This is a genomic window from Acinetobacter sp. UBA3106, from assembly GCA_002365595.1.
Lineage (GTDB): Bacteria > Pseudomonadota > Gammaproteobacteria > Pseudomonadales > Moraxellaceae > Acinetobacter.
On record DFAM01000016.1, the window covers coordinates 298626 to 299973 of the forward strand.

Genomic DNA, 1348 nt, shown 5'->3' on the forward strand with positions numbered 1-1348 from the left:
GCAAGAGCTGCTTATACTCTTCTGGACTTAAATAACGAGAATAACGGTCCAGTCCGCTGACCAGACCTTTAATCGCCTGTTGAAATAAGGCTTCATCATTTTTGGCATCGACATAATTTTCTTTGACAATGCTATAAATCTGCACAAATTGCTGAATCGATTCCACCGGAACCTCAGCATAATTCTGTTCAGCTTCATCATCAAAATCTAAAACAGGCTGGCTTTTGGCTTTCGTCGCAGCAAGAGCGGAATGGCTCACACACATCAATAACGTGGTTAAAATGACAACCTTTTTCCAGCGCTGTAAAGCCATCCAACCACCTGTTTATACGAAAATTTTTATGATTTTAAAGTAATCAAATTACGACCTTTCATTTCTGCAGGTACAGGAATTTGCATGAGGTTCAACAATGTTGGAGCAACGTCTGCAAGCACACCGCCTTCAGCAATGGTGGCAGAAGTCGGGCCAACATAAATAAACGGCACCAGTTCAGTGGTATGTTGAGTATGCACCTGACCACTGTGATAGTCCTGCATTTGCTCTACATTACCATGATCGGCGGTGATCAGCATATGGCCTTTTTGCGCCATAACTGCTTCATATACCCGGCCCAAGCAAGTATCCACTGCTTCAACAGCTTTTACTGCTGCATCGAATACACCAGTATGACCGACCATATCACCATTGGCAAAGTTCACCACCAACAAGTCATATTCACCTGAATTAATTGCAGCAACCAGTTCATCGGTCACTTCATAAGCGCTCATTTCAGGCTTAAGATCATAAGTCGCAACATTTGGTGATGGAATCAGAATGCGTTTTTCACCCGGGTATTCATCTTCACGACCACCACTAAAGAAGAAGGTCACATGCGCATATTTTTCTGTTTCCGCAATACGCAGCTGTGTTTTACCCAAATCCGATAAGTATTCACCAATCGAGTTTTTCAACGCTTCTGGCATGTAGGCCACAGGTGCATCAATGGTCGCTTGGTAACGGGTAAGCATGACAAATTTAGACAAGTTTGGAACCACTTTACGTTCAAAACCGGCAAAGTCTTTTTCGACAAAAGCTTTGGTGATTTCACGCGCACGGTCAGCCCGGAAATTCATGAACACCACGCTGTCACCATCCTGGATTTTTGCCACATCACCAATACGGGTCGCTTTGACAAATTCATCAGACTCATCCGCCGCATAAGCCTGTTCTAAGCCTTCTACCGCTGTTGCCGCTGTACGTACGGCTTCACCTTCGCTCAATAGACGATAAGCCTGTTCAACACGATCCCAACGGTTGTCACGGTCCATAGCGAAATAACGGCCAATCATGGTCGCAATACGACCCTGA

Annotated in this window: 1 protein-coding gene and 1 pseudogene; both read right to left on the minus strand. The window is 44.7% G+C overall.

Annotated features, from left to right (window positions below; translation table 11 throughout):
- Positions 1 to 313 (minus strand): annotated as a pseudogene (locus B4C48_RS09360) (S41 family peptidase); the annotation flags it as partial.
- 26 nt (positions 314 to 339) lie between these two features.
- Positions 340 to 1348, minus strand: a 1009-nt coding sequence (gene gpmI, locus B4C48_RS09365; protein WP_291355811.1) for a 2,3-bisphosphoglycerate-independent phosphoglycerate mutase, incomplete at its 5' end; no start/stop codon positions are given.